This is a genomic window from Arthrobacter sp. SLBN-112 (assembly GCF_006715225.1).
Classification (GTDB): domain Bacteria; phylum Actinomycetota; class Actinomycetes; order Actinomycetales; family Micrococcaceae; genus Arthrobacter.
Genome location: NZ_VFMU01000001.1, coordinates 1,206,411 through 1,225,512, shown reverse-complemented (window position 1 = coordinate 1,225,512; position 19,102 = coordinate 1,206,411). Strand labels below are relative to the sequence as shown.

At 65.2% G+C, this 19,102-nt stretch carries 20 protein-coding genes; 9 read left to right on the top strand and 11 right to left on the bottom strand.

Going from position 1 to position 19,102, the window contains the following annotated elements:
- Positions 1 to 75 precede the first annotated feature (75 nt).
- From FBY33_RS05740 to FBY33_RS05730, 3 genes are read left to right on the top strand one after another with little or no spacing between them, the layout of a single operon-like run.
- Complete coding sequence (locus FBY33_RS05740; protein WP_142029691.1) at positions 76 to 837, top strand: DUF5058 family protein; 762 nt, start codon at positions 76 to 78, stop codon at positions 835 to 837.
- A 24-nt stretch (positions 838 to 861) separates the two neighbouring features.
- Positions 862 to 1,593 (top strand): hypothetical protein, encoded by a 732-nt coding sequence (locus tag FBY33_RS05735; protein ID WP_142029690.1) that lies wholly within the window; start codon positions 862 to 864, stop codon positions 1,591 to 1,593.
- A 39-nt stretch (positions 1,594 to 1,632) separates the two neighbouring features.
- Positions 1,633 to 2,370: an SDR family NAD(P)-dependent oxidoreductase gene (locus FBY33_RS05730; RefSeq protein WP_142029689.1), complete on the top strand. Its 738-nt coding sequence runs from the start codon at positions 1,633 to 1,635 to the stop codon at positions 2,368 to 2,370.
- Between the two features lie 98 nt (positions 2,371 to 2,468).
- On the opposite strand, the gene FBY33_RS05725 is transcribed toward FBY33_RS05730, so the two are convergent.
- Genes FBY33_RS05725 through uriH form a run of 3 tightly spaced genes read right to left on the bottom strand, consistent with a single transcriptional unit; the run spans position 2,469 to position 5,986 of the window.
- The gene (locus tag FBY33_RS05725) at positions 2,469 to 3,431 is read right to left on the bottom strand and encodes a ribokinase (RefSeq protein ID WP_142029688.1); all 963 of its coding nucleotides are present in this window, start codon (positions 3,429 to 3,431) and stop codon (positions 2,469 to 2,471) included.
- Positions 3,428 to 4,873, bottom strand: coding sequence for a uridine transporter UriT (uriT, locus tag FBY33_RS05720; protein WP_142029687.1), 1,446 nt, complete (start codon positions 4,871 to 4,873; stop codon positions 3,428 to 3,430). Before uriT ends, FBY33_RS05725 begins: the two co-directional genes overlap by 4 nt.
- A complete protein-coding gene (gene uriH / locus FBY33_RS05715; protein ID WP_142029686.1) occupies positions 4,874 to 5,986 on the bottom strand; it encodes a uridine-preferring nucleoside hydrolase UriH in 1,113 nt (370 codons plus the stop codon).
- Positions 5,987 to 6,201: 215 nt separating this feature from the next.
- Between uriH and FBY33_RS05710 the strand changes: the two genes are divergently transcribed.
- From FBY33_RS05710 to FBY33_RS20325, 6 genes are all read left to right on the top strand, one after another.
- On the top strand, positions 6,202 to 7,191 hold the full coding sequence (locus tag FBY33_RS05710) for a LacI family DNA-binding transcriptional regulator (protein WP_442858344.1): 990 nt from the start codon (positions 6,202 to 6,204) through the stop codon (positions 7,189 to 7,191).
- Positions 7,192 to 7,238: 47 nt separating this feature from the next.
- Positions 7,239 to 8,345 carry a GTP pyrophosphokinase gene (locus FBY33_RS05705; protein ID WP_142029684.1) on the top strand — a complete coding sequence of 369 codons (1,107 nt, stop codon included), beginning with the start codon at positions 7,239 to 7,241 and terminating at the stop codon, positions 8,343 to 8,345.
- Positions 8,346 to 8,673: 328 nt separating this feature from the next.
- On the top strand, positions 8,674 to 9,669 hold the full coding sequence (locus tag FBY33_RS05700; protein ID WP_142029683.1) for an NAD(P)/FAD-dependent oxidoreductase: 996 nt from the start codon (positions 8,674 to 8,676) through the stop codon (positions 9,667 to 9,669).
- Between the two features lie 4 nt (positions 9,670 to 9,673).
- Positions 9,674 to 10,549, top strand: a complete 876-nt coding sequence (locus tag FBY33_RS05695) for an RNA polymerase sigma-70 factor (protein ID WP_142029682.1) — start codon at positions 9,674 to 9,676, stop codon at positions 10,547 to 10,549.
- Positions 10,550 to 10,824: 275 nt separating this feature from the next.
- A complete protein-coding gene (locus FBY33_RS05685) occupies positions 10,825 to 11,739 on the top strand; it encodes a hypothetical protein (protein WP_142029681.1) in 915 nt (304 codons plus the stop codon).
- Between the two features lie 91 nt (positions 11,740 to 11,830).
- On the top strand, positions 11,831 to 12,004 hold the full coding sequence (locus tag FBY33_RS20325; protein ID WP_160141941.1) for a hypothetical protein: 174 nt from the start codon (positions 11,831 to 11,833) through the stop codon (positions 12,002 to 12,004).
- A 246-nt stretch (positions 12,005 to 12,250) separates the two neighbouring features.
- Here FBY33_RS20325 and FBY33_RS05680 read toward each other — a convergent pair whose 3' ends face one another.
- The 8 genes from FBY33_RS05680 to FBY33_RS05645 form a co-directional block, all read right to left on the bottom strand.
- The gene (locus FBY33_RS05680; RefSeq protein ID WP_142029680.1) at positions 12,251 to 12,538 is read right to left on the bottom strand and encodes a hypothetical protein; all 288 of its coding nucleotides are present in this window, start codon (positions 12,536 to 12,538) and stop codon (positions 12,251 to 12,253) included.
- Positions 12,539 to 12,602: 64 nt separating this feature from the next.
- A complete protein-coding gene (locus FBY33_RS05675; RefSeq protein WP_200831327.1) occupies positions 12,603 to 13,415 on the bottom strand; it encodes an amino acid ABC transporter permease in 813 nt (270 codons plus the stop codon).
- A complete protein-coding gene (locus tag FBY33_RS05670) occupies positions 13,412 to 14,059 on the bottom strand; it encodes an amino acid ABC transporter permease (RefSeq protein ID WP_142029679.1) in 648 nt (215 codons plus the stop codon). Before FBY33_RS05670 ends, FBY33_RS05675 begins: the two co-directional genes overlap by 4 nt.
- 49 nt (positions 14,060 to 14,108) lie before the next feature.
- Positions 14,109 to 14,996 (bottom strand): glutamate ABC transporter substrate-binding protein, encoded by an 888-nt coding sequence (locus FBY33_RS05665; protein ID WP_142029678.1) that lies wholly within the window; start codon positions 14,994 to 14,996, stop codon positions 14,109 to 14,111.
- 12 nt (positions 14,997 to 15,008) lie between these two features.
- Positions 15,009 to 15,764, bottom strand: a complete 756-nt coding sequence (locus FBY33_RS05660; protein WP_327436742.1) for an amino acid ABC transporter ATP-binding protein — start codon at positions 15,762 to 15,764, stop codon at positions 15,009 to 15,011.
- A 144-nt stretch (positions 15,765 to 15,908) separates the two neighbouring features.
- Entirely contained in the window at positions 15,909 to 16,835 is a 927-nt protein-coding gene (locus FBY33_RS05655; RefSeq protein WP_142029677.1) for an SMP-30/gluconolactonase/LRE family protein, read from the bottom strand.
- Between the two features lie 60 nt (positions 16,836 to 16,895).
- A complete protein-coding gene (locus FBY33_RS05650; RefSeq protein ID WP_142029676.1) occupies positions 16,896 to 18,107 on the bottom strand; it encodes a CaiB/BaiF CoA transferase family protein in 1,212 nt (403 codons plus the stop codon).
- Positions 18,104 to 19,054, bottom strand: a complete 951-nt coding sequence (locus tag FBY33_RS05645) for a hydroxymethylglutaryl-CoA lyase (RefSeq protein WP_142029675.1) — start codon at positions 19,052 to 19,054, stop codon at positions 18,104 to 18,106. Before FBY33_RS05645 ends, FBY33_RS05650 begins: the two co-directional genes overlap by 4 nt.
- Positions 19,055 to 19,102 lie beyond the last annotated feature (48 nt).

Genomic DNA, 19,102 nt, shown 5'->3' with positions numbered 1-19,102 from the left:
AAACTTGCCCTCGGTGATGCAGGCCGCACAAGGCCGTCGGACTGCACTGCCCAAAGCACTCACCCGGAGGTCTCCATGCATCTACCCCTGGCACTTCAAACGGCCGCTGGCTCCGGCCCTGCGGACATCCTCGCCGTGGCCAACAATCCCGTTCTCTGGATCTGCGTGGCGGGCGTCTTCGCCGTAATCATCATCCAGTCGGCGATCTTCCTGAAAGCGGCCCGCCGGGCCGCGCCGGCGGTGGAGATGAGCCCCGCGGACATCAGGACATCCTTCAGGTCGGGCGCGGTTTCGGCCATCGGGCCGTCTCTGGCCGTGTCCCTGGTGGCCGTTGCCCTGCTCGGCCTGTTCGGTGCCCCGGCGGTACTGTCCCGGATCGGCCTGATCGGTTCGGCCGCTTACGACGTGTCCGCGGCGGGCATTGCTGCGGGCTCGATGGGAGCGAAGCTCGGGGACGCCACCTACACCCAGAGCGTCTTTGCGGTTGCTTTCTTCGCGATGAGCATCGGCGGGGCCATGTGGATGCTGGCCACCCTCATCCTTACGCCGGTCCTGCGCAGGGGCGACGCAAAAATCCGTTCCATCAACCCCCTGGCCATGGCCATCGTGCCAGCCGCTGCATTGATCGGGGCGTTCGCGTGCCTGGGCCTGAGCGAACTGCCCAAGTCAGGCATCCATGTGCTGTCCTTCCTGGTCTCTGGCGCGGTCATGGGCCTGTGCCTGCTGCTGGCCCGGAAGCTCCGGAAAAGCTGGCTGCGCGAATGGGGGCTTGGCTTCGCCATCGTAAGCGCCCTCGGCGCAGCCTTCATTGCCGTCGGCCCCGCTGTTGGCGCCTAGGCCCACCTCCCCGAAAGGAACACCATGACCTCCACCACCGCAGCCGCTCCGGCCGCCAGCACCGCCATGGCGGATTTCTCACGCACCACGTCCCGCTGGGGCCAGATCACCATGGTCGCCGGCCTCCTCATCTCAGTAGCAGGCCCCCTGTACCTTGTCTTCGCCAGCGGCCTGGACATCGCGCCCGCGCAACTCTGGATCGCGTTCGCCGCCGTCGCCGCTACGTTCGGGATCATCTGGATCGTCGAACCCCTCACCTACTACCCCGTCCTTGGACCTGCCGCCATGTACCAGGCGTTCATGATCGGCAACATTTCCAACAAACTCCTGCCCGCTGCCCTGATCGCCCAGACCAACATCGGCGCGAAGCCGGGCAGCAAGCGAGCCGAGCTGGCCGCCGTCGTCGCCATCTGCGGTGCGGCCGCGGTGCACCTGGTCTCCCTGGCTGTCTTCGTGGGACTCCTGGGGAGCTGGCTGATCAGCGCAATTCCGCCGTCGGTCCTCCTGGTGACCCGGCTGTACGTGCTGCCTGCGGTCCTCGGTGCGGTGCTGGTGCAGGCCATCGTGTCCATGAAGCAGCCGCGCACAACCGTGATCGCCTTGGTGGCGTCGGCCATTGTCGTCTTCGGCGTGGTGCCGCTGGCACCCTCACTGGCAATGGTATCGACCGCGATAACGGTGCTCGCCACCATTCTGCTGGCCTGGTTCTTCCGCGGGAAGGCTGCCGCGCCGGGGGTGCCCGTCCACATCGAGTAGGGATACTGGTACAACACCCGAGAACCAGGGAGGCCCCGCATGGCACGCGTCTTCATCACCGGATCCACCGACGGGCTGGGCCGGGCAGCGGCGGCGTCACTGCTGCGGGACGGCCACGAGGTGATCGTGCACGCCCGTTCCTCCCGGCGGGTCCCCGCAGTCCAGCACCTCCTGGACCGCGGCGCCCAGCTGGTCACGGGTGATCTCAGCATTGAAGAGGAAGTCCGGCAGGTCGCTGATGAGGCCAGCGGGATCGGCGGCATTGATGCGGTCATCCACAACGCGGGAGTGCTGGACGGCCCGGCGCTGCTGCCGGTGAATGTGGTGGCGCCATACCTGCTGACCGCCCTCATCCCCGGACCGCGCCGGCTCATCTACCTCAGCAGCGGCATGCACCGCGGGGGCGATACCGGGCTGGAGGGCCTGGACTGGGCAGGACGGACGACGACGGCCTCCTACTCCACCACCAAGCTGCAGGTGACTGCGCTGTCGGCAGCGGTGGCCCGGCTGGTGCCGAGCGTCGCCAGCAACGCCGTGGACCCTGGCTGGGTGCCCACGCGGATGGGTGGCCGCTCGGCACCGGACAGCCTCGAATTGGGGCACCGGACCCAGGAATGGCTGGCCACCAGCGATGATCCGGCCGCATTGGCCAGCGGCGGCTACTGGTACCACCAGCGCCGGAAAACCCCGCATTCGGCCGTGAAGGACCCCCAGTTCCAGGACGCCCTCCTGGCCCGGCTCGCCGCGCACACCGGTGTCACGCTCGACGCCCTGTAGGTCCCATCCATTGCTCCGTACTTGTCGTTTCCGCGCCTGAAAACGACAAGTACGGAGCAATGGATGGGATTTTTTGAGTTGGGGCCGGTTATTGGGGGTCAGGAGGCCCGGAGGCGGCGTTCGACGTCGGCTGTGTCCGGGTACGCTGCCTGCGTCCCTTTGCGGGTGGTGGCCAGGGCCGCGGCAACGGAGGCGAAGGCGGCGGCATCGGTGAGCCCATCGCCGGCGGCCAGCCGCACGGCCACCGCCCCCGTGAACGCGTCGCCGGCGCCGGTGGTGTCCACAGCGTGCACCTGGGTGGCCCGGACAAGAGTCACGCGGGAGCCAGCCGGAGCCAGCGAGTCCAGCACCATGGACCCCTGCGATCCCAGCGTCACCAGCACCTGCACGATCCCGCGGGCAGCAAAACGCTCACGCACCGCGTCCCACTCGCCGGCAGCCGCACGGGCATCGGGTATGGCAACTCCAAGGAACAGCGCGGCCTCGTGGGCGTTGACCAACAGGACGTCGGCCAGCCCGGCCAGCGCCGACGGGATCTCCGCGTAGGGCGAGAGATTCAGCAAAACTGTTGCGCCGGCGTCGTGCCCTGCCTGGGCGGCGGCCAGCACCGTGTCCATGCCCACCTCGAGGCAGAGGCTCACCACGGCGGCCCCGTCCAGGACGTCCGCGGCGTCCGCGACGTCGGCCGGGGACAAGGTGCCGTTGGCCCCGGCCGAGATGATGATGTTGTTCTCGCCGCTGGCGTCCACGGCGATGACGGCCACGCCGGTGGGCTCATCCGAGGTCCGCACATGCCCAACATCCACGCCGGCGCCGGCCACCGAGGCCTCGAGCATGGCACCGTTGGCGTCCTTCCCCACGGCACCCACCAGGCTGACGCGCCCGCCCAGCCGGCCGGCAGCCACGGCCTGGTTGGCGCTCTTGCCGCCGGGGTTTACGGCGAACCCGTTGCCCTGGACGGTTTCGCCGGGCTGCGGGAGGCGTTCGCAGTAGATGGTGAGGTCGGCGTTGAGGGAGCCGACGACGACGATCCGGCCGGTGTTCCCAGCCGCGGCACTCACGGGGCCACCTCAGCCGGGGCCACCTCGGCCTCAACAGGCTTGGGGATCAGGAGCGAGGCGGCGAACGCGGCCACCGTCAGGGCCAGGCCGACGACCACGACCGTCAGGTAGGACGCCTTGGCATCGCCAAGTGCCTGCGTCGCCACCAGTACCGCGGGCAGGATCAGGAAGCTGAGGCCCGCGCCCAGGTTGAACGCGCCTGCGTTCATGCCGGGCAGGAAGCCGGGGTTGCCGGCGGGCGAGAGGACAACGCCGAGTCCGTTGAGCATGATGTTGACCGTACCGGCGTACATGATGCCCAGCAAGACCGTGCCGGCGATCATCAGCGGCAGGCTGTTCAGGCCCAGGAACGCAACCAGCGCAAGCGCCGCGATGCTGCCCAGGAGGCCGATCCGCAGCACCTTGGTGTAGCCGAGCACCGGCGCCAGCCTGCCGGAGAGCGGGCCCACCAGCCAGCCCAGCAGCGCGTACGGGGTGAGGATGATCAGCGACATCTCGGTGGGACCCACGCCGAAGCCGGGGTTTGCGGCCTGGACGTAGGCGGGGACGATCCCGTTGATGACGGCGAAGATGCCGGTCATGGTCAGCGTGGTGGTCAGCAGCGGCGCCCAGGTGGAGCGCTGGCGCAGGTGCACCGTTTCCACCATGGGCTGCGCGGCGCGCTGTTCGGTCCGCCAGAAGGCAAAGAACGCGACGGCGGCCACCAGGACCAGCGCCAGGCTCAGCATCAGCGTTGCGGCGGAGAAGCCGCCCACCAGCTTGGCGGCCTCGTTGAGCGCGGTCAGCAGGGCGCCGACGGCCACCACGATGAAGAACACGCCCAGCCAGTCCATCCGGGTGCCGGCGGCGGGCTTGCTTTCGGAGGCGAGGAACAGGATAAGGGCGGTGGCGGCGATGGCCAGCACAACCATCAGCCAGAAGATGCTGCGGAAGCCGAAGTGCTCCGCGAAGTAGCCGCCCACGAAGGAGTCCACGCCGGCCACGCCGCCGTTGACCGCGGTGATCAGGCCCATCAGCGTTCCGTACTTGCGCGGGTTGCTGACGGCCGAGCTGAGCATGATCAGGCAGAGCGGCACGGTGGGTCCGCTGACGCCCTGGATGATGCGGCCCACGAAGAGCCAGGTGACGTCCGGGGCGAGGGCTGCGATCACGGAGCCGACGGCCATGAGCAGCATCATGCCCACCAGGACCTTCTTGCGGCCGATGATGTCGCTGAGGCGGGGCAGGAAGAGGGAGAACAGCGCGGCGGCGGTGAAGAACCAGGTCTGGGAGAGGCCGATGACGGCCTGGTCGGTGTTGAGCTCCTCGCCCATGGTCACCAGGGCGGGGCTGAGCATCGAGGCGTTCAACTGGAAGGCCACGCAGGCTGCCAGCAGGGCGGTCATGAGGGCGGCAACGTTGCCGCGGCCGGTCTTGGCTTCGGCCATGGTTGCGGTAGTCATCTACTTGACCCCTCCGGCGGTGAGGCGGGCACTTTCCGGGCGTACGACGTCGGCCGCGTTGCCTTCGGCGCAGTCCGCACCTTGGCGCGGGTCGCCGTCGTCCGCTTTGGTTTTCTCGCCCGGCTCGCCGATGCGTTCCAGCGCGTCGGTGACCAGGTCCCAGAACCGCTTGTGGTCCAGGTCCACGGCCACGCTGGTGTTGCAGTCGGCCGGGGCGGGGGCGCGGAAGTCCGCCACCGTCATGCCAAGGGTGAGGGTGCCCTGCAGTTCGATGTTGACGGGCACTTTGCGGGTGCTGACGATGCTGGGGTCGATCACGTACGCCACGGCACAGGGGTCGTGGACGGGCGGGTAGTCGAAGCCCTGCGCATCCTTGTAGGTGTGGGCGAAGAAGTCCATCAGCTCGGTGACGAACTTGGCAGGCTGGGTGCCGATGGCCGCGATCTTTTCCACGACGTCCGGGGTGGCGAGCGCCTGGTGGGTGAGGTCCAGGCCCACCATGACCACGGGCCACTTTTCGTTGAAGACGATGTGCGCGGCCTCGGGGTCGATGATGATGTTGAACTCCGCCACGGCGCTCCAGTTGCCCACGTGGTAGCCGCCGCCCATGAGGACCACTTCCTTGACGCGGTCCACAATGCGCGGTTCCTTGCGGGCGGCCAGGGCGATGTTGGTCAGGCCGGCGGTGGGGACCAGGGTGACGGTGCCGGGTTCGTGCGCCATGACGGTGTCGATGATGAGGTCGACGGCGTGCCGCGGGTCCAGTTCGATGGTGGACTCGGGGAGGGCGGGGCCGTCCATGCCGGACTCGCCGTGGATGTCCGGCGCGGTTTCGATGCTTCGGACCAGGGGCCGGGGGCAGCCGGCGGCGAAGGGGACGCCGGTGATGCCGGCAATGGTACCGACGGCCAGGGCGTTGCGGGTGACTTTTTCAAGCGTTTGGTTGCCCACCACCGTGGTGACGGCCAGCAGTTCGATGTCCGGGTTGCCGTGCGCCAGCAGCAGGGCCACGGCATCATCGTGGCCGGGGTCGCAGTCCAGGATGATCTTCCTGGGCTCTGTCTTGATGTCTGCGGACCGGGGATTTGGTTCCACGATGGTTCTCCACGTCATTGGGGCCTGCCGGGCAGGGTTTCAGTATTCCGGGAGTGATCATGGCAGGCTTTTGTGGCTTGCGTCAAGCGCTTAACGTTCCGCTTACGTTGTCGCACGTCAAGCGCTTGATGTCCTGCGGCTGCTGGTGCGTTCCCCGCGGCGGCTAGGATCGAAGTATGGATTCCGGGGAACAGGTGCAGCAGCGGGCGCGGCCTCGGCGGGTGACAGCGGCAATGGTTGCGGCACGGGCCGGCGTCTCCGTGGCCACGGTGTCACTCGTGGCCAACGGCAAGACGGCGGGCCGGGTCTCCGAGGACAACATTTCCCGGGTGCGGGAGGCCATCGCCGAGCTGGGGTACGTGGTGGACGGCATCGGCAGCTCGCTGGCCAAGGGCGTCAGCTCCATTGTGATCCTGGTGGCGCCGGACATCTCCAACCCGTTCTTCGCCAAGGTGATCGGCGGGGTGCGGGAGGCCTTGGGCCCCAGCTACCAGCTGCTGCTCTCCGTCACGGATTCGGGCGAGTTCCCCAAGGCCGACGACGTGCGGAAGCTGATGTCCCTGCGCCCGGCGGGGCTTCTGGTTGACGCACCCAACGCCGGCTTCCTGGCCGATCTCTCCATTGCGGGCCCCCTGGTTTTGCTGGACGCCCCCGGCCTCGAATCGGCCGCCCCGGCCGTGAACCTTGACGTCGCGCAGGGCGCCCGGGCGTTGGCCGCACACCTCGCCGACGGGGGCCACCGGCGCGTGGCCTACCTGGACAGCGTCACCGGAACGGAAACCTTCGCCATCCGGCGCGAGGCGTTCCTGGCGGAAGCTGCGGCCAGGGGCATGACAGTGGACCCGGAGCATATCCCGGCCACCACCATCGACGTCGGCGAAGCGGCGGCGGCCTTTGCCGCCGCCTGGCCGGACTGGCAGCGCGAGGGGGTGACCGCCGTCGTCTGCGCCACTGACACCCATGCGTACGGTGTGCTGCAGGAGGCCCGCGTGGAAGGGGTCCGGATTCCGGCGGAGCTGGCCGTAGCCGGCTTCGATGACCTGCCCTACTCCGCCACCAGCAGCCCGGGCCTGACCAGCGTGCACCTGCCCGCAGCGCTCCTGGGCCTCAAGGCCGGCGAGCAGCTCCGGCACCTGATGGAGGGGCAGCCGCTGGAGCAGGAGGAACTCATCCTGGAGAGCTCCCTGGTGGTGCGCGGGTCCACATCGGCCGCCTCAACGTAGGGGCAACAAAACGGCTGGCTGTCGGACCTCCGCCGTAAGCTGGGACCATGCCGAGTAACTGGGAAAACCTGGACGAGCCGCTGCGTGAGTCGGTGCAGCACAACGTGGAGATCTATGAGCGCGTCCGGCCTGCCCTGAAGCTGGTTACCCGGGACGTTCTGCTGGTTCTGCGGGACATGCTCAAGGACAGCGAGGTCACGCCGCTCTTTGTCACCGGCCGCACCAAGACCGTGGAATCGTTCAAGGAAAAGATCTCCCGGACCGAGGAGCCGCTGGAGCCCGGCGGCCGCCGGCTGCTGAAGTTCCCTGACCCGTTCCGCACCCTTAATGACATGGTGGGCATCCGGGTGATCACCAAGCTGCCGGCCGAGAACGCCGCGGTGGCCAACATCATCAAGCGCCAGCGGCAGCTGTTTGACTGCCGCGGCGACCGCGAGAAGGACATCGGGTCCATCGAATCCGGCACGTATGGATATTCAAGCCGGCACCTGATCCTGCGCACCATCCAGAACGAGGCCGTCAAGGAGTACCAGCAGGTCTTCAACCCGGACCTGCAGCCCAACGGCAGCTACTTTTTCGAGTGCCAGATCCGCACTATCTTTGCCCATGCCTGGAGCGAGATCGAGCATGACATCCGGTTCAAGGCCGAGGACCCGCGGGCCTGGACCCCCCACTTCGACCGCCAGTTCACGGCCACCGCGGCCATGCTGGAAACCGTGGAGACGGCCTTCGCGGACCTGCACGAACGGTATGAGGAAGTCCGGAGCTTCTGGGATGTGGACGGCGAAGGGGCCGCACCGCTCACGCCCAACCGGATCCGGGACGTATGGCGCACGCTCCTCCCGCACGTGGACCGCAAGGTGGACGATGACTGGGGCTGGGCCGCCGAACTCCTCGCCGCGCACGGGATGAACCAGACCATGCAGCTGGCCGGCCTGCTCAGCGCCAACCGCATCACGGAAGTCCGCAAGGCCCTCGATCACCGCTACTCCCCCGGCCCGGACCGGCTCCTGGACGACCTCCTGCTCTGGCAGTACGGCACCAAGCACATCGACCTCACCGCGGAAGAGCCCGACGCCGTCCCGCACCCGCGGCGCGACAGCCTCCTGCGGCGGCTACGGCAGATCGAGCGGTACAGGATGACGAAACAGTAGGAGCGGTTTGAATGACCGGCCGATCAGCAGGCAGGGCGGGGAAAACCCTCAGGAACTCCTCCGGGGGCTGACGGGGGCCCCGTCTGTCACATTTCAAGGTTCGACGGTGTCCTATGTTCACCAGTTGATCTATCGATCGGAGTTGAACATGTCAGAGCGGCGCGTGGTCATCATCGGAGCCGGGTATGCCGGCGTCATGGCAGCGAACAGGCTTGCCGGGAATGGGTAGGACCTGAGTATCACCCTGATCAATCCCCTGGCCGACTTTGTTGAGCGGATCCGGCTCCACGAGGTGGCAGCAGGGAGCAGGGCAACGGCGGCGGTGCCGATGAGGTCGCTCCTGAGCGGGCGGGTGAATATCGTGGAGGACAGTGCCTCGCGGATCGATCCGGACAACCGCCGGGTACATTTCGCAAGCGGCCGCACACCGGTGGGCTACGACGCGCTGCTCTACGCCGTGGGCAGCGGCACGGCATCCCCGGGAGTCCCGGACAACGCATACGGATTTGGCGACCCGGAGTCAGCGGCCCGGCTCCGGACCCGGTTATCGCGCTTGGACCAGGGCGCCGTCGTCAGCATCGTCGGCGCTGGCCTGACCGGGATCGAGCTGGCGACAGAAATAGCCCAGCAACATCCCCAATTGCGGGTCCGTCTCATGTCCCGCGGGATTATTGCCGGCGATCTGTCACGTTCGGGTGCGCAAGCGGTGCGAGGCCGGCTGGCAGCGTTAGGCGTCCACGTCGTGGAGAATGCTGAGGTGCAACGCTGCGATGATCGGACGCTTACAACCTCTGGCGGGGAGGCCCTCTTGTCGGATTGCACGGTCTGGGCCGCAGGATTCACGGTGCCGTGCCTGGCACGGGACAGCGGGCTCCGGACGGATGCGCAGGGCAGGCTCCTCGTCAGCGGCTCGCTGTCTTGCCTGGAGTATCCGGAAATTTTCGGGGCAGGCGATGCTGTCCGCGTTCCGGACTCAGTGGGCCGCCATCTGCGGATGAGCTGCGCGTCGGCCCTGCCGCTGGGCGACCACGCTGCAGACAGCATCATGGCACGTCTTGAGAACCGGTCACCGGCCACCCTGTCGGTGGGGTACATGATCAGGTGCATCAGTCTGGGGCGCAGGTACGGCGTGATCCAGGCCGTCACCGCTGATGACCGGCCACGGCGGTTTGCCGTTGGGGGTCGTCTTGCGGGGCTGGCAAAAGAGCAGATCTGCAGGTTGACGTTGTCGTGGATCAGGGGCGAGATGCGCAGGAGTGGTTCGTTCGCGTGGCCAAAGGGCCCCCTGCCGGTCGACGTTGCCGTGCCACTGGAAGCCCGGTAGCGGGATGGGCTCTGCAAGCGCATTCGATGAACACCGCTCCCTGCTGTTCACTATTGCCTACGAGATCACTGGAACTGTCACGGACGCGGAGGACGTCCTTCAGGAGAGCTACTTGAGGTGGTCGGCGGTGGACAGCGACCGCATTGGAAATCAGCGGGCCTATCTGGCTAAGACGGTAACGCGCCAGGCCTTGAACTCCCTTCGGACGAGCCAGCGGCGGCGGGAAGACTACATCGGCCCTTGGCTGCCAGAGCCGGTAGTGACCCTCCCTGATGTGGCCGAAGACGCCGTTCTGGCTGACTCTTTGTCATTCGCCATGCTCGTTGTCCTTGAGAGCCTCTCCCCGGAGGAAAGGGCTGTCTTCGTCCTCCGCGAGGTGTTTGATTTCCCGTACTCCGAAATTGCGGAGGCGACCGGCAAGACCCTGCCGGCGGTGCGCCAACTGGCGCACCGGGCCAAGGAACACGTAGAAGCGAGGCAACCGCGCTTCGAAGTGGACGCTCAAAGGCAAAAAGCCGTCACAGAGCGGTTTATCGCAGCCACTCTTGGCGGCGACCTCCAGACGCTCATGGACGTACTCGCGCCCGGGGCCGTCCTCCTCTCGGACGGTGGCGGCAAGGCCTCGGCTGCCCGCAGACCCGTTATCGGTGCGGATCACGTCGCCCGCTTCCTGCTTGGTATCGCAGGCAAACCCATTCCCGACATGCGGGTCGAGATGTCGTCACTGAACGGGATGCCGGCCATCCTGATTTACAGCGGAGACAAGGTTGACCTCGCCGTCATGGTGGAGTCCAGCAACGACCACGTGACCGGCCTTTACCTTGTCCGGAACCCGGACAAACTTGGCGCCGCCGCCACCACAAGGCAGGTCAGCCGGTAACGCGCCGGCGGCGGTGTCCCAAAGTCTTGCTTGCACGTAACTACGGAATCAGCAGGGAAACGGATTACCCCTACCTGTGCCACGCGAAGCTGGAGTGAATGGCTCGCCTGCTGAGTCCGTGATGCAACGGTCGGGCGTTTTCCCTTGACCCGGAATGCAGAAATGCCCAGTCAGCCTCCAAATATTCTCTGGATGTTTTCCTCCCCCGGGCATATTCTGATCTCTCATTGCTCGGGGGGGTGAATGGAATGGGCAGCTTGCTTCACTATTCCCGCATGATGTCTGTGCGCGCCCTTCTGGTCCCCGCCCTGATTGCACTGGCCTGGCTCGTGTGGGGTGCTGGCAGCGCGCAGGCGTCAACGGACCCTTCCAAGGCCGCCATCTCTGAAAGCGCGCTCGGCCCTAGCCTCGTCAATGCTCCGTCATCCCCGGCTGCTCAGCTTCTGCCTGCCGGGCAGGACCCCGCCAGTTCCACCGTGCAGCACGTTGCAACTGCGGCAGATGCCGTCGTCGGCTCGACCGCGCCCGCTGTTTCCACAGTGACCGCGGCGACCGAGCCGGTGGTCTTGCCGGTGACCCGGATTGCGGCACCGGCAGTCTCCGCCGTTTCTCAGACAGCCACATCGGTGACCGCCACCGTGAACAGGACGGTGGCCCCTTTAGTGTCCGCTCTCGTGGACGACGCCGTTGCTTCCATGACCCAGCCGCTACCGCGGCTGCCCCTTCCGGCGGTCAATCCCCCAGAACTGACTGACCCGGACATTCCTGTCGCTACCGTTCGCGAGACACCGCCGGCGGCGGTGTCCACTGCGCTGCCATCACCTGTTGCGGACGTCGGGCAGCCCGGCCCTGACCATCCGTCCGGGAAGGTGCATGCAGTGCAAAACATTGATTCGCCGTTCAAGACACTCGCCCGGCTGAAGATCACTGCCTCAACCCGCCCTCTGGCCAGCGCTATCCAGGCGCCGGTCCGAGGGCTGCCGCACGAACACCCCCTCACCGAGTGGCTGAATAATGCTGTAACGCACGGCGAGGCGGGCTCCTCCGGCTCAAACAGCTCCGCCTCACCCACGGCCGATATCGCCGCCTCCTGGAAGGGGCTCTCCCCCGCTGCCGGTGCCCTCGCCGCCGGCGCAGCGGTAACACCCCCTTCCGGTCCCGCCGCCGATCCGGGGTCTTCCCCCGACTGAACAGGTCAGCTCTGCCTTCACACAGCCAGATAAGACCAGCCGTACGCCGCATTCGGCCTACGGACTCAACGTTCAGTTCAGGAGAAATGCTATGTCCAACCACACCCCGCTTTCCGTTGCCTCAGACCAGTCCCGCCGCTCCCACGTCGGCAACTGGCCGGATCCCGCGGGACGTGCAACCGGCAACTGGCCAGATCCCATGCGTGCACACACCGGCAACTGGCCCAACCACAGCACCCGGAGCAGCCACCCCTCGGGTTCATGATCCAGGTCGGATAAGGACACGAACTACTGTTGTTCCCGCACGGCCACGAGGCTGTGCGGGAACAACATCACGGTGTTTAAACCTGAACTGGCTCAATCGCTTAATGTCGACTGCCTCTGCGAGTCGGCAACGCCCAACCGACTGCTAGGTCCGTAATCGCGAGATTGACAGAAGGCCGGTTATCGGCTCTTTGAATTAGGCGCAGAAGGGCTAACTTAGTCCTGGATGAGTGCGCCCTCGTAGGCGCTAGCAGGAACTTTTTATGCGGGCATTCATCAAGGTTTTGTACCCGTCGGTGCGGCAGAAGAGTCGCCGTTCGCCGCAGTCGTCTTGAACGACCCAGAGGAATGCGCCGTTCTCGGAAACGGCATCCACGGTTCCGGAGATCCTGTCTTCGTTGGTTTTCGCTGGTTCCAGGATGAGTTTGTCGCCGGGAATGAGGTGGCGCCAGTCGGCGACTGCGGTGCGCCGGTATCCGTAGTGGGTAGGTCTGGGCTTTAGCGCGGACTGGGTGTTGGATTTTGCATTTTCCATAGGGGCGTTTTGTCTTCTGTTGTGCCGGGGCTTTGGGGTGGGTCGTCTTGGGGGTTTGCCTGGGTCAGGCGATTGCTTCTCGGGAGTTGCGCCGCTGGATTTCGCGGGCGATTTTGGAGAGCAGGATGTTGATGGACAAGTACAGCAGCGCGATGGTGAGGTAGACGGGGATGGCGTGGATGGTGCCGGAGTAGTCCACTGTGATGCGTCCGTTGCGAAGCAGTTCGCCGTAGCCGATGACGAAGCCCAGGGAGCTTTCCTTGAGGACAATGACCATTTGGCTCACGAGTGCGGGGAGCATGATTTTGATGGCCTGAGGGAGGACGACTTTGGCCAGGACCTGGTATTTGCGGAATCCCAGGGCGTAGGCGGCTTCGGATTGACCACGTGGCAGGGCGTTGACTCCGGAGCGGAGGATTTCGCACATGACTGCGCTGTTGTAGAGCGCGATGGCCAGGATCAGGGACCAGAAAGGGTTCAGGACGATGCCGATGGCGGGGAGCCCGAGGTAAAGGAAGAAGACGAGCACCAGCAGGGGGATGCCGCGGAAGATCTCGATCCACACCTTGGCGGCGTAGTACAGGGTCTTGGATTCGGACAGGGCGCAGAGGGCCAGCCCCAGGCCACCGGCGAAGGAGAGGACGATGGCGATCAAAGCGACTTGGAGAGTGGCCCAGGCGCCGTCGAACATGAGCCGGGCGAAGTCGCGGTTGCCCAGGATTGACCATACCTCCCAGCGCAACAGGCCGTTGGAGCCGAGTTGCCAGAGGGCAAGGGCGGCCAAGCCTGCGGCTATGACTGCTCCGGTGGCTGTGAAGCGGCGGACGCGGCGTTCGGCGCGTGGGCCCATGACGTCGTACATGGCTGGGGCGCTCATTTGGTCATCGCCACCTTTCGTTCGAGGTAGTGGGAGGCGAGTCCTGCGGGAACAGTTATCGCGAGGTAGAAGAGGGCGACGGCGGCGAGGATGACCATGACTGCGTCGGGGTTTGCGGGGATCAGCTGGTCTGCCGAGGTCAGGAGTTCGGCCACGCCGAAGGCGCTGGCGATGGCGGAGCTCTTCGCCAGGGCGATGAAGTTGTTGATCAGCGGTGGTACAACGGCACGCAGGGATTGCGGCAGCACGACGAGCCTGACTGTCATATCGAAGGGCATGCCCACGGCCCGGGCAGCTTCGAATTGTCCGGCCGGGATGGAGTTGATGCCGGAGCGAATGGATTCGGCGAAGAACGCCGCGTAATAGATCGACAGGCCCACGACCGCTGCTCCGAAGAAGGACAGCTTCAAGCCGACCTGGGGCAGGGCGAACAGGGTGAAGAAGAGGATCACCGCTGTGGGCACGTTGCGGAAGGTTTCGGTGTAGGCGGTGGCGATCTTCTGGAGCAGGGGCACCGGGGAGATGCGCATCATGGCAAGGATGCACCCGCCTGCGAAGGCGAAGATGGTCGAGAGGCCAATGAGCTGCAGGGTGACCGTGAACCCCTGAAGGAGGAGGTCCATGTTGTTTAGCACGACGTCCACGTGAGGCTCCTTAGAATGTGGGGTCGGGTGAGGGTGGACGGGAGGGTGTTCACTGGCAGGTCACCAGCTCGGGAAGGGCGGCTGGCTCTTTGGAGTATTGGCCGATGGACTTGTTCCAGGCTTCGGCGTAGGAACCGTCGGATTCGAACGAGGTGAGCTGTTCGTTGACGAAGGAGCACATGGTGGGGTCGCCCTTCTTGAGCCCGATGCCCCATTTCTCCGGCGCGTAGGGGTTGCCGAGCATTTCGAGGTATTCCTTGTCCTTGGACACGTAGCCTGCGCCGATTGCGCTTTGGGTCGCGTACGCGTCGACGGCTCCGGTCTTGATGGCATCGATGCACTTGGCGGAATTGTCGAACTCGATGAGTTTGACGTCAGGGTAGATTTTTCGGGTTGCCTGCGAAACGGCGCCGCCGAGGGTCGAGCAGACTTGGATGCCGGCTGGGTCGACAGGGGATTTGATGCCCTCGGGGTTGCCTTTAGGCACGATGAGGTCTTGTGTGATGTCCAGGTAGGGGCCGGCGAAGTCGATGATCTGCTTCCGCTTGTCCGTGATGGTGAGGGTGGCGACGACCATGTCGACCTTGCCCTGGTTCAACAGCTGCTCGCGGTTGGCTGAGGTGACCTCGGTCCAAGCGATGGAGCCCTTGGGCAGACCCATCTTCGCGGCGATGTATTCGACCATGTCCACTTCGAAGCCTTCGGGAGTGCCCTGAAGGTTTTTCATGGACAGCCCGGGATGGTCGAATTTGACGCCCACCCTGAGGACGCCGCGCTGGGCAATGGCGGCAGGTGTGCTCCCTGGAACGAGTTGGGGTGCTTGGACGGGTTGGGGTTCGAGGCCCGGGCTGACCATGGAGGTGGAGCCGAAAAGGGCGACCAAAGCCAGGGCCAGGAGGAAGACGGCCGGTGCGGTGACGCTTCGGATTGTTTGCATGGGTCTGGCCTTCTAGTGAACGAGGATCTTGGACAGGAAGTCTCGCGCGCGTTCGGACTTTGGGCGGGCAAAGAACTCTTCGGGAGCGGCGACCTCGACAATCTCTCCGGCGTCCATGAAGATGATGCGGTCCGCTGCTGAGCGTGCGAAGCCCATCTCGTGGGTGACTACGACCATGGTCATGCCGGACGCGGCCAGTTCCTTCATGACTTCGAGCACTTCGTTGACCATTTCGGGGTCGAGCGCGGAAGTCGGTTCGTCGAAGAGGATCGCTTTGGGGCCCATCGCCAGGGCACGCGCGATGGCGACACGCTGCTGTTGGCCCCCGGAGAGCTGGCTGGGCATCTTATCGGCCTGACGTCCGACGCCGACCCTTTCCAGCAGCTGGTCGGCCTTGGCAATGGCGGCGTCCTTCTTCTGCTTCAGGATGTTGATCGGGGCGAGGGTGATGTTCTCGCGGATCGTCTTGTGGGCGAAAAGGTTGAACGACTGGAACACCATGCCGATCTCGGCGCGCAGGGCGGCCAGTTCCTTGCCTTCGGCAGGGAGGGAACGACCCTGAAAGAAGATCTCGCCGCTGTCGATGGTCTCAAGTCGGTTGAGTGTCCTGCAGAGGGTGGACTTCCCGGATCCCGAGGGGCCCAGGACGACGACGACCTCGCCGGGGGCGATGTCGAGGTTGATGTCCTTGAGTACGTGGAGGGGTCCGTAGTGTTTGTTGACGCCGCGGATCGAGATGATCGGCTCGGTCGTTGTGGTGGTTGTCATGGCTTGCTCCTGCTGGTGACGGGTGGATGACCCGTCTGGGCTACGGTCTTGGGGCGTCCGGGGTGGTGATTAGCGCAATGTTGCTTCGGAAGATTCGCCGGTTCCCGGCGGATCGGATGCGTCCTGTTCAAAGGGGGGCGGACGCTAAGCGGTCCAGCCGCTTCTGGGCACAGGGACTCCCGGGGTAGTTAGAGTCGCCCGGAGAACACTTCCTGTGGATGACTCGGTGATGTAGAGCTCTGCGTTGTTCTTGCCGCCGAATGCGACATTGGTACAGGTTGGACCTGCGGTGGACCGGATGCGTTCGACGCACTGCCCGTCGGGGGCAAACACGAACGCCTGTCCCAGTGAGGCGTGGGCGACAACCAGCCGGCCGTTCTCGTCCATGGCGAGCCCGTCAGGTCCGCTGGTGCCGAACAGGGTGCAAAATCTTCCTACTTTGCTGACATTGCCGTCGCTTGTCAGCGGTGCCCGCCACACGGAGTTGTCCCGGGTCATGGCGACGAAGAGGACACGTTCTTCTACATCCAGGACGAGTCCGTTGGGGCTGGGCAGGTTGTTCATCAGGCACTCCAGCTGGCCATTGGGGCGGAGCCTGTAGACGCGCCCGGTCGGGTCGTGAAGGCCGGTTTGGCCTTGGTCGGTGAAGTAGATGTCCCCGTTGGCGGCGATGGTGAGGTCGTTCAGGCCCTTGAAGGACTCGGCATTACGCCGGCCAAGCAAGGTGCTGACCCTGCCCGATTGCGGGTCAATGGCCAGCAGCCCGCGCCGGTAATCGGCCACGATCAAATGCCCGTCCGGGTGGACCGCCAGACCGTTGGGCTCACCATCGTAATCGGCAACAAGCGTCCATTCGCCTTCCGGGGTGACCCGGAAGATCCGGCCGAAGGCAAGGTCGACCAGGTACAGGTTTCCGTCACGGTCAAAGGCGGGTCCTTCAATGAAGGAATCAACTCTTTGGCCGGGTTTGTTGACCGCCGCCCACTCCGAGGCCCCGCTGCTGCGGAATTCCACGGGCATGGTGCTGAAGACCCCGGAGTCCGTGACGGTGGGTTGCTTATCGAGATACATGTTGGCCCCTTTGGCAACAGTGGTGGGTGGCCCCGAAGCGGGGAGGGTGGGGGATGCGGATCAGCCGCGGGCGCTCAGGACGCCGGCAGTTTCGGCGGAGATGATGTTATCCTCAAGCATGCGGTCGATTTGTTCCGGACTGTAGCCCAGCGATGCGGCCACGCTGGCACTGTGCTCTCCGATTCCGGGAAGATCGAGCCTTAGCCCGGGCCGTTCCCCGTCGAATTCCACAGGGAGGGCAGGCAGCGGCAGTTGCTTGCCGTTGGGAAGCGTCAGAGGTGTCATTGCGCCGGGAACAGCAAGCTGTGGATCATCAAACAGTTCTTCGGGGCGGTTGATCGGTGCGAACGGGAGAACTGCGGCCTCACAGTGGCTTGCCGCCTCGGCCCTTGTCATGGACGCGATTTTTGCCTTGATGATGGGGATGATGGTCTCCCGGCCAGCAACGCGGCCGGGATTGGTGCGGTACTCCTCCACGGAAGCCAGGTCCTCCAGGTCGAAGGCTCGGCAGAACGCTGCCCATTGCGTGTCGCTGACTACGCCGACGAAGATCTTTTCGTCATCGAGGGTCTCGAACACTTCGTAGACGGCCCATGCGGAAAGACGGACGGGCATTGGGCGGGCCGCGTTGCCGGTGACCCCGAATTGGGCCATGTGCTGGCCCACCAGAAAGACGTTGTTTTCGAAGAGGGAACTGCGGACCAGTTGGCCTTCGCCTGTGTGGACGCGTTCATATAGAGCTGCGATGACGGCAAGCGCACCGAACATGCCCCCCATGATGTCGTTGATCGAAGTCCCGGCGCGCAGCGGCTGGCCGGGAGGGCCGGTCATGTATGCCAGCCCGCCCATCATCTGCACCACTTCGTCCATAGCGGCACGGTTCTCGTACGGGCCGGTGAGGAATCCCTTCATCGACAGGTAGACCAGTCCCGGGTTGTCTTTGCGCAGCTCCTCGTAGCCCAGTCCGAGTTTGTCGAGGACACCGCCACGGAAGTTTTCGGTGACGACGTCGGCGCCGGCGACCAGCTTCCGGACCAGTTCCAGGCCCTCGGTGGACTTCAGGTCCACGGCAAGGCTCTGCTTGTTCCGGTTAAACATCGGGAAGTAGCCAGCCCCGGAGCCGGGGAGCCTGCGGGTCTTATCCCCCTCCCCCACGGGTTCGATTTTGATGACTTCGGCGCCCAGGTCTGCCAGGACCAGGCCGGCGGCCGGGCCCATCACCATGTGTGAGAACTCGACGACTTTCACGCCCTGCAGCGGCAGCCGGCTCATGCCGTTGCTCCTGCAGCAGCGTAGGTGAATCCTTTTTGGAGCCCCGCGTCGGCAACGCTTCCGTAGAGCTCTTCGCCGGGCAGTCCTTCCAGGATGTACCGCCGCGCCTTCACGAGGCGCTCGATGTCCACTCCGGTGCGCAGACCCATGGATTCGAGCATGTACACCAGGTCTTCGGTAACAATGTTTCCGCTTGCACCGGGAGCATACGGGCAACCCCCGAGGCCGGCCTGGGATGAGTCAAAAGTCCTCACGCCTGCCTCAAGCGCTGCGACAACGTTTGCCAGCCCCTGGCCGCGGGTGTTGTGCAGGTGGGCTCCGCCGCTCTTGTCCCCGATTTCCTCGCGGAGTCTGGTGAACATGCGCTTTACCTGGGCGGGGTTGGCGTACCCGGTCGTGTCGGACAAACCGACGCTGTCTGCACCGGCCTCCACGCAGCGCACGGCCATCTCCATGACCCAGTCCTCGGACACCGGTCCCTCCATCGTGCAGCCGAAAGCGGTCGAGAGACCCACCTCAACGCTCACCCGAGGGTCGTTCACCGCATCCCGGTAGGCGCAGACCCGGGCGACTTCGGCAATGGCCTCTTCCGGGGTCTTGCCGATATTCGCCTGGCTGTGAAGCCGGGACGCTGACACGGGCATCGTCAGGGCGTGGGCGCCGGCGGCAATGGCCGCTTCGGCCCCGCGCAGATTCGGCACCAGGGCAAGGACATTCAATCCGTCCAGGGTCAGTGCATGAGCCACAACCTGCGCGGCGTCGGCCATCTGCGGAAGCCGCTTGGGGGAAACGAAAGACCCAACCTCAATTTCCCTCAGCCCGGAGGCCGCCAAAGCGGACACCCAGTGATTCTTGGCCTGCGTAGGCATAATGCGGTCCACGCTTTGGAGCCCGTCACGCGGACCAACTTCACTGACGAGAACGTCGATTTCAGAACTGCTGCTCATGCTGCCTCCCGGCGTCGGAACCTTTTCCATCCCTACCTTTCTACTGTG

Excerpts from the sequence above, each read along its gene's own strand:
- FBY33_RS05665 (WP_142029678.1), bottom strand. The coding sequence starts at position 14,996 with ATGCAAACAATCCGAAGCGTCACCGCACCGGCCGTCTTCCTCCTGGCC.
- FBY33_RS05700 (WP_142029683.1), top strand. The coding sequence starts at position 8,674 with ATGAGGTCGCTCCTGAGCGGGCGGGTGAATATCGTGGAGGACAGTGCC.
- FBY33_RS05660 (WP_327436742.1), bottom strand. The coding sequence starts at position 15,764 with ATGACAACCACCACAACGACCGAGCCGATCATCTCGATCCGCGGCGTC.
- FBY33_RS05705 (WP_142029684.1), top strand. The coding sequence starts at position 7,239 with ATGCCGAGTAACTGGGAAAACCTGGACGAGCCGCTGCGTGAGTCGGTG.
- FBY33_RS05710 (WP_442858344.1), top strand. The coding sequence starts at position 6,202 with ATGGTTGCGGCACGGGCCGGCGTCTCCGTGGCCACGGTGTCACTCGTG.
- FBY33_RS20325 (WP_160141941.1), top strand. The coding sequence starts at position 11,831 with ATGTCCAACCACACCCCGCTTTCCGTTGCCTCAGACCAGTCCCGCCGC.
- FBY33_RS05680 (WP_142029680.1), bottom strand. The coding sequence starts at position 12,538 with ATGGAAAATGCAAAATCCAACACCCAGTCCGCGCTAAAGCCCAGACCT.
- FBY33_RS05730 (WP_142029689.1), top strand. The coding sequence starts at position 1,633 with ATGGCACGCGTCTTCATCACCGGATCCACCGACGGGCTGGGCCGGGCA.
- uriT (WP_142029687.1), bottom strand. The coding sequence starts at position 4,873 with ATGACTACCGCAACCATGGCCGAAGCCAAGACCGGCCGCGGCAACGTT.
- FBY33_RS05740 (WP_142029691.1), top strand. The coding sequence starts at position 76 with ATGCATCTACCCCTGGCACTTCAAACGGCCGCTGGCTCCGGCCCTGCG.
- FBY33_RS05685 (WP_142029681.1), top strand. The coding sequence starts at position 10,825 with ATGATGTCTGTGCGCGCCCTTCTGGTCCCCGCCCTGATTGCACTGGCC.
- FBY33_RS05735 (WP_142029690.1), top strand. The coding sequence starts at position 862 with ATGACCTCCACCACCGCAGCCGCTCCGGCCGCCAGCACCGCCATGGCG.
- FBY33_RS05645 (WP_142029675.1), bottom strand. The coding sequence starts at position 19,054 with ATGAGCAGCAGTTCTGAAATCGACGTTCTCGTCAGTGAAGTTGGTCCG.
- FBY33_RS05650 (WP_142029676.1), bottom strand. The coding sequence starts at position 18,107 with ATGAGCCGGCTGCCGCTGCAGGGCGTGAAAGTCGTCGAGTTCTCACAC.
- uriH (WP_142029686.1), bottom strand. The coding sequence starts at position 5,986 with ATGACGTGGAGAACCATCGTGGAACCAAATCCCCGGTCCGCAGACATC.
- FBY33_RS05675 (WP_200831327.1), bottom strand. The coding sequence starts at position 13,415 with ATGAGCGCCCCAGCCATGTACGACGTCATGGGCCCACGCGCCGAACGC.
- FBY33_RS05695 (WP_142029682.1), top strand. The coding sequence starts at position 9,674 with ATGGGCTCTGCAAGCGCATTCGATGAACACCGCTCCCTGCTGTTCACT.
- FBY33_RS05655 (WP_142029677.1), bottom strand. The coding sequence starts at position 16,835 with ATGTATCTCGATAAGCAACCCACCGTCACGGACTCCGGGGTCTTCAGC.